Source organism: Sphaerisporangium sp. TRM90804 (assembly GCF_029846175.1).
Taxonomy (GTDB): domain Bacteria; phylum Actinomycetota; class Actinomycetes; order Streptosporangiales; family Streptosporangiaceae; genus Sphaerisporangium.
Window position 1 is genome coordinate 39,658 of sequence record NZ_JARWAC010000039.1, and the last position, 7,067, is coordinate 46,724.

The following is a 7,067-nucleotide window of genomic DNA, read 5'->3' on the forward strand; positions in this document are numbered from 1 at the left end:
GCACGGCGCGGCGCGCAAGACGGCTGCTCGGCCACTGCCTCCATTCCACACGCGGATCGGCTCCGGCGCGCGCGGTTCGGCCGCTCATCCCGGCGGCAGCAGGCGTGCCGCCTCCAGGGCGAGGGCCAGCTCCACGATGTCGCGCGGGCGGGAGAGCGACCGCCCGGTGAGCTGCTCGACGCGGCGCATGCGGTTGAAGACCGTGTTGCGGTGGCAGTACAGCTGTCCCGCGGCGCGCGCGGCCGAGCCCTCGCAGCGCAGCCAGGCCGAAAGGGTGGCGAGCAGGACGTCGCGGTCGGCCGGGTCGAGCGAGAGCAGCGCCCCGAGCACGCCGGACACCAGGTGCCCCGACAGCTCCGGCTGGGAGATCACCAGGGCCGAGGGGAGCCTGCGGTCCAGCCGGGCGATCTCCGGACCGCAGCCCGAGCAGGTGCGCATGGCCAGCTCGGCCAGGCGCCGGGCGGTCGCCAGCTCGCCGAGGCCCTCGACCACCGGGCTGACCCCGGCCGGGCCGTACACCACCGGTTTCATGCCCGCGACCAGCTCGTCCAGCGTGCCGTCCCCCAGGGCGACGACGGCCACCTCGTGCTGGGTGCGCATCCGCCACAGCACCCGCATCGCTCCCACGGCCTCCGGATGCGCGTCCACGCCGTGCCCGGCGGCGTCCATGCCCTGCGCGGAGACGGCCGCCATGCCCTGCGCGGGGACGGCCGCCCGGAGCTGCGGGGCGGACGCCCGCTCTCCCGCCTGCGCGGGGACGTGCGCCCCCTGCGCGTCCGCGGTCGCCGAGGGGGACGCCGGGGAGGCCGGGGAGGCGGCGTCGGCGGGCGCGGAGCCCGACGCGTACCCGGGCCCGCAGGAGGCGTGGCCGTCGTGGCCGCCGTGGCGGTGAGCCTCGTGCTCGTGGCGCAGCGGGAGCCTGATTGTGACGACCGCATAACGCCCCCGCTCCGGCAGGTCCAGCGCGGCGGCCGCCGACCGCGCCGCGGCGCCGTCGGCCGCGCCCTCCAGGAGCTCGTCGAGCAGCGCGTTCACCCGCTCGTTGCTGCGGCCGAGCAGCTCCTTCTCGCGCCGGCGGTAGGTCTCGGCGGCCGTCAGGGCCTGCCGGTCGATGGCGTGCCAGACGTGCGTCGCCGTGCGCACGAGCGCGCCCAGCCGTTCGGGATGCTCACGCTCGACCAGGTCGACGAACCCGGCCCAGGTCACCTGCGCGGACAGGCGGTACATGCGCATGAGCGACTCAAGCGGCAGGCCCTGCTCGGCGCGGCGGCTCGCCATCTGCCGCGCGAACGCCAGGTCACGGCGCTCCTCGGGCTTCTGCAGGATCGCCTCGATGCCGATGCGCAGGCCGTCCTGCGTGCTCTGCCAGTGGTCGTCCGGGGAGACGAGCCTGCGGTAGGCCTCGTCCCCCTCTCGCACCCGGGTGACCAGCTCCTCGGTGAGCTCGGGCAGCCGTTGGAGCAGGCGGGCGGCGGCGAGCCGCAGGACCTCGCGGACCTCCCGGTGCACGTGCTCGGTGCGCTTGGCGGCCATCCTCCCGAGACTGCCATCCGCTCGCATACGGAACAAGGTTCGGTTTGATTTCGTGACGTGCCGTTGTGCTGGCGCACAACGGCCTTTCCGCGCCGGTGGGCACCGGTCCCGACTTCACGGCGGCATCTGGACGGCGGTGCGCGTACGGCGTTTACGTGTGCCTGCACCGAATGTCTGGAGGAGCGATGGAGGTCACGGCGCCCCCGCCGCACGACGGCGGGCTGGCGGTCAGCGATGTGGTGGTGAACTACGGTCCGGTCCGCGCGCTGCGCGGGGTCTCGCTCAGGGTCCCGCCGGGATCGATCGTCACCGTCCTCGGCACGAACGGCGCGGGCAAGACGACCCTGTTGCGGGCCATCTCCGGAACGCTGCGCTTCCATCGGGGCGGCATCGCCGCGGGTACCGTCACCTGGGCGGGCGAACGTCTTTCTGGCATCCCCGCCCCGGCCGTCGTGGCCCGGGGCGTCACGCAGGTGCCCGAGGGGCGCCGCGTGTTCGGGCGGATGACCGTGGAGGACAACCTGCGCGCCGGCGCGCTGGGCGCCGGAGGCGGCAGGGCCGCCGCTCAGGCGCGCGAGCAGGTGCACAGCCTGTTCCCGGTGCTGGCCGAGCGCGCCCACCAGCGCGCGGGGCTGCTGTCGGGCGGCGAGCAGCAGATGCTCGCCATCGGCAGGGCCCTGATGGCCCGTCCCTCCCTGCTGCTGCTGGACGAGCCCACGCTGGGTCTGGCGCCGCTGGTGGCTGCCCGCATCGCCGAGACGATCCGGCAGATCAACGCGGACGGCACCTCGGTGCTGCTCATCGAGCAGAACGCCGCGACCGCGCTGTCGCTCGCCTCGTACGCCTACGTGCTGGAGGTGGGCGAGGTGGCGCTCGAAGGCCCGACCACCGAGCTGGCGCTCGGCGACGAGGTGCGGCGGCGCTACCTCGGCGTCACCGACGCCCCCGGCGACGGCGCGGGCCGGCCGGGCCCGCCCGGCGACGGCGGCGCGCGGCGCCCCGCGGCGCGTCCGAGGCCGGCGCTGGCGAGGTGGTTCGCGTGACCACGTCATACCAACCAGACGGTATGTCCGGTTCCGCGGCGACCGGACGGGCCGGGGCGGACCCGGCACCGTGGGAGCCGGCCGTGCTGGACGTCAAGGACGTGACCGTGCGGTTCGCGGGGCTCACGGCGCTGGACGGGGTCAGCTTCACCGTCCGGCCCGGGACGGTGCACGCCGTCATCGGGCCGAACGGCGCCGGCAAGTCGACCTGCTTCAACGTGCTGTCGGGGGTGTACCGGGCCACGTCGGGCAGCGTCCGCTTCGGCGACGCCGAGCTGACCGCCCTGGCGCCGCACCGCATCGCCGCGCTCGGCGTGGCACGCACGTTCCAGAACATCGCGCTCTCGCGCCACCTGCCGGTGCTGGACAACCTGATGCTCGGCCGCCACCGCCTGACCCGGGCGGGCTTCGTCTCGGCGGGCCTGCGGCTGCCGTCGGCGCGCGCGGAGGCGGCGCTGCACCGGGCGCGGGCGGCCGAGATCGCCGAGTTCGTCGGCATCGGCGACCGGCTGGGCACCCCGGTGGGGCTGCTGCCGTACGGCGTGCAGAAACGCGTCGAGCTGGCCAGGGCGCTGTGCATGGAGCCGCGCCTGCTGCTGCTGGACGAGCCCGTCGCCGGCATGACCGGCGGCGAGCGGGAGGAGATCGCCGAGTTGGTCGTCGCGGTCAGGGAGAGCCTCGGCATCTCGGTGGTGCTCGTCGAGCACGACATGGGCGTGGTGATGCGCCTGGCCGACCGGGTCACCGTGCTGGACTTCGGCCGCCGCATCGCCGACGGGACCCCCGAGGAGGTCCAGGCCGATCCGGCGGTCATCCGGGCCTATCTCGGCACAAGCGCGAACGGGGAGCACGCGTGATCACGTTTCTGGAGCTTCTGGTCAACGGCCTCTCCATGGGGTCGGTGTACGCGCTCATCGCCCTGGGATTCGTGATCATCTTCAAGGCCACCGAGGTGGTGAACTTCGCGCACGCCTCACTGCTGCTGGCAGGCGGCTACGTGGTGGCCCGGCTGCATCCGTTCACCGGCTTCTGGCTCGCGCTGCTGATCGGCGTGGCCTTCGCCGGCCTGCTGGCGGCACTCGTGGAGTTCCTCATCATCCGCAGGGCGAACGTCGGCTCGCACAGCGTGCTGGCGATCGTCACCATCGGCGTCGACATCGTCATCACCACCGAGCTGACCCGGCAGATGGGCACCGAGATCCTCTCGCTCGGCGACCCCTGGGGCGACTCGGTGGTGCACATCGGCGGGGTGACCGTCGCCGAGGTGCGCATCGTGGCGCTGGGCACGGCCGCGGCGCTGATCACGCTCTTCCTGCTGGCGTTCCGGTACACCGGCTGGGGCGTCGCCATGCGGGCCACCGCCGAGGACGCCGAGACCGCGGCCCTGATGGGCATCCGGCTCGGCCGGGTGTCGCTGAGCGCCTGGGCGGTCGCCGGGGCGCTGGCGGCCGTGGCGGCGCTGTTCCTGTGCGTGTTCCCGACCCCGGGCCTGGACCGCGGCACCTCGTTCGCGGCGATCAAGGCGTTCCCTGCCGCGATCCTGGGCGGCCTGGACTCCACCACCGGGGCGCTGGCCGGCGGGCTGATCGTCGGCGTCACCGAGGCGCTGATGACCGGTTACCAGAACCAGCTCGCGTTCCTCGGGCGCGGGATCGGCGACGTGGCGCCGTTCCTCGTCATGCTCGTGATCCTGCTGCTGCGCCCCGCCGGGCTGTTCGGAACGAGGGAGACCGCCCGTGTCTGACGTGACAGCCGCCGGGCGGGCCGCCCGGGGCCCGGGCTCCGGCGCCGGGACGGCACGGCGGACGGCCCGGTGGGCCGCCTGGGCCGCCGCCGCCCTCGTGGCGATCGCCGTGCCGTTCTACCTGGACGGCTTCTGGCTGCAGACCGGGCTGTTCGCGATGTCGGCGGCCGTCGGCGCCATCGGGATCAACCTGCTCACCGGGTCCACCGGGCAGCTCTCGATGGGCCACGCCTTCTTCCTGGCCGTCGGCGCCTACGCCTACGTCTACTTCGCCGACCCCGGGCAGGACGGCGCGCACGCGATCGGCGGCCTCGGCCTGCCCACGCCGCTGGCCGTGGTGCTGGCCGTGCTGACCGCCGGCGTCGCCGGCGGCCTGTTCAGCCCCATCGCCGGCCGCCTGAAGGGCGCCTACCTCGGCATCGCGACGCTGGCGCTGATCTTCCTGGGGCAGCACCTGCTGTTCAACGCCGAGCCGGTCACCGGCGGGTACAACGGCCGCGCGGTCCCGCCGCTGGAGCTGTTCGGGCTGACCTTCGCCGACACCCCCGAACTGGTGCTGCTGAACGTGCCGTTCGGCGCCCTGGAGCGGCTGTGGTTCCTCGGCCTGCTCCTGGTGCTGGGCGCCGCCGCGTTCGCGCGGGGCGTGCTGCGCGGCCGTCCGGGGCGGGCGATGAACACCATCCGCGACCACGAGATCGCCGCGGGCGTCATGGGCGTGCCCGTGGCGCGCTACCGGGCCGGGGTGTTCGTGCTGTCGTCCATGTACGCCGGGCTTGCCGGGGTGATGCTGGCGCTGGTCTTCCAGCGGACCGTGCCGGAGTACTTCGGCATGCTGCTGTCCCTCGACTACCTGGCGATGATCGTCATCGGCGGGCTGGGGTCGGTCGGCGGCGCGATCCTCGGCGCGGTCTTCGTCTCGGTGCTGCCCCAGCTGCTCACCCGCTACAGCGGCACGCTGCCGCTGATCGCCGAGCCCGGCTCCGGCGGGGTCTCCCCCGCCGAGGCCGCCCGCATCCTGTACGGCGCCGCGGTGGTCGCTGTGGTGCTGTTCCTGCCCGGGGGCCTGCTCGGGCTGCTCGGACGGCTGCGCGGCGCGCCGGGCGGGCGCCGGGCCGTCCTCGGCCGCGGGCCGGCCCTCCCGTTCTCCCCCCCGCCCGCCTCCCCTTCCACCTCCCCCACCCCCGACACCAGGAGCTGACCGACATGGGAAAGTTCGGCATCCGTACCGGAGCGGCGACGCTCGCGGCGCTCGCGCTGGCGGTCACCGCCTGCGCGAGCGACAAGGCCACGGGCGGCGCCCCCGCCACCGGGGGCGACGGCGTGAAGACCGGTCCCGGCGTGACCGCGGACAAGATCTCGGTCGGGATGCTCACCGACCTCACCGGGCCGTACGCCTCGCTCGGCAAGAGCATCACCCAGGCGCAGCAGCTCTACTTCGAGCAGCTCAACGCGCAGGGCGGGGTATGCGGCCGCACGGTGGAGACGGTCGTGCGCGACCACGGCTACGACGCGCAGAAGGCCGTGGCCGCCTACACCGAGATCGGGCCGAAGTCGGCGGCGGTCAGCCAGTTCATCGGGTCGCCGATGGTCATGGCGCTCAAGCAGCGCATCGAGACCGACAAGCTGCTCACCCTGCCCATGGCGTGGGCCACGGGCCTGCTGGGCGGCCAGGCCATCCAGGTGACCGGCACCACCTACGACGTGGACATGATCAACGGGGTGGACTTCCTGGTCAAGGAGAAGGGCGTCAAGTCGGGCGACAAGATCGGCCACCTGTACTTCGAGGGCGACTACGGCGAGAGCGCGCTCAACGGGTCCAAGCACGCGGCCGGCAAGCTCGGCCTCGGCGTCGTGGAGCAGAAGATCAAGGCCACCGACCAGGACATGAGCGCTCAGGTGTCGGCGTTCAAGGCGGCCGGGGTCAAGGCCGTGCTGGTGTCGGTCGGGCCGCGCCAGGCGGCGTCCCTGGTGGGGGTGGCGGTCGCGCGCGGCATGGACATCCCGTTCGTGGCCAGCAACTCGGCCTACAGCCCGCAGCTGCTCGGCACGCCCGCCGCGCCGGCGCTGCTCAAGGAGTACTACATCATGACCGCCGCCGCGCCCATGAGCTCGCCGCTGCCGGCGATCAAGAAGCTGGTCTCCGAGTACCAGGCGAAGTTCTCCGGCCAGCCGGTCGACAGCGGCGTCGGCGCCGGGTACTCCGCCGCGCTGATCGTCGGCGACGCGCTGAAGAAGGCGTGCCAGGCCAAGGACCTCAGCCGTGAGGGCATCGTCAAGGCGCACCGCTCGACACCGTCGTGGGACGGCGGTTTCGGCACGCCCATGGACTTCTCCCGCATCGACCAGCCGGCGTCCCGCTCGTCCTACATCGTCAAGCCCGACAAGGCGGCGGTCGGCGGCGCGGTCGTCTTCAAGGAGGCGGCCGTCTCCGACCTCGCCCAGGACTACCAGGTCCCGGTCGGCTGAGCCCCCGGTCCGGCCGGCTATGGACCCGGCCGACCGTCGACCGGGCCGGCCACCGACCCGGCCGGTCGGTCGTCCCGGCCGGCCACCGGCCCGGCCGGCCGACTGTCCCGGCCGGCCGGAGCGGCTGCCGCGGGCCCGGTTCCCGCGCGCCGGCCGCGGGGGGCGCCGGGGGGCCGGCGGCGCCCCCCCCCCCCCCCCGGCGGCGCCCCCCCCCGCCCCCCCGCCCCCCCGCCCGGGGGGGCGCCCCCCCGCCCCCCCCCGCGGCCCCCCCCCCGCCGCCC

At 74.4% G+C, this 7,067-nt stretch carries 6 protein-coding genes; 5 read left to right on the forward strand and 1 reads right to left on the reverse strand.

The features are described 5' to 3' along the window. Positions 1-84: 84 nt before the first annotated feature. Positions 85-1,533: a helix-turn-helix domain-containing protein gene (locus PYR91_RS35280; RefSeq protein ID WP_279787175.1), complete on the reverse strand. Its 1,449-nt coding sequence runs from the start codon at positions 1,531-1,533 to the stop codon at positions 85-87. Positions 1,534-1,718: 185 nt separating this feature from the next. On the opposite strand from PYR91_RS35280, the gene PYR91_RS35285 reads away from it, so the two are divergent. From PYR91_RS35285 to PYR91_RS35305, 5 genes are all read left to right on the forward strand, one after another. Next, on the forward strand, positions 1,719-2,576 hold the full coding sequence (locus tag PYR91_RS35285) for an ABC transporter ATP-binding protein (protein ID WP_279787177.1): 858 nt from the start codon (positions 1,719-1,721) through the stop codon (positions 2,574-2,576). Between the two features lie 83 nt (positions 2,577-2,659). After that, positions 2,660-3,433 (forward strand): ABC transporter ATP-binding protein, encoded by a 774-nt coding sequence (locus tag PYR91_RS35290; protein WP_279787178.1) that lies wholly within the window; start codon positions 2,660-2,662, stop codon positions 3,431-3,433. After that, on the forward strand, positions 3,430-4,320 hold the full coding sequence (locus tag PYR91_RS35295) for a branched-chain amino acid ABC transporter permease (RefSeq protein WP_279787180.1): 891 nt from the start codon (positions 3,430-3,432) through the stop codon (positions 4,318-4,320). Before PYR91_RS35290 ends, PYR91_RS35295 begins: the two co-directional genes overlap by 4 nt. 97 nt (positions 4,321-4,417) lie before the next feature. Further along, positions 4,418-5,518 carry a branched-chain amino acid ABC transporter permease gene (locus PYR91_RS35300; protein ID WP_279787187.1) on the forward strand — a complete coding sequence of 367 codons (1,101 nt, stop codon included), beginning with the start codon at positions 4,418-4,420 and terminating at the stop codon, positions 5,516-5,518. Between the two features lie 5 nt (positions 5,519-5,523). Next, complete coding sequence (locus PYR91_RS35305; RefSeq protein ID WP_279787183.1) at positions 5,524-6,786, forward strand: ABC transporter substrate-binding protein; 1,263 nt, start codon at positions 5,524-5,526, stop codon at positions 6,784-6,786. Positions 6,787-7,067: the final 281 nt, after the last annotated feature.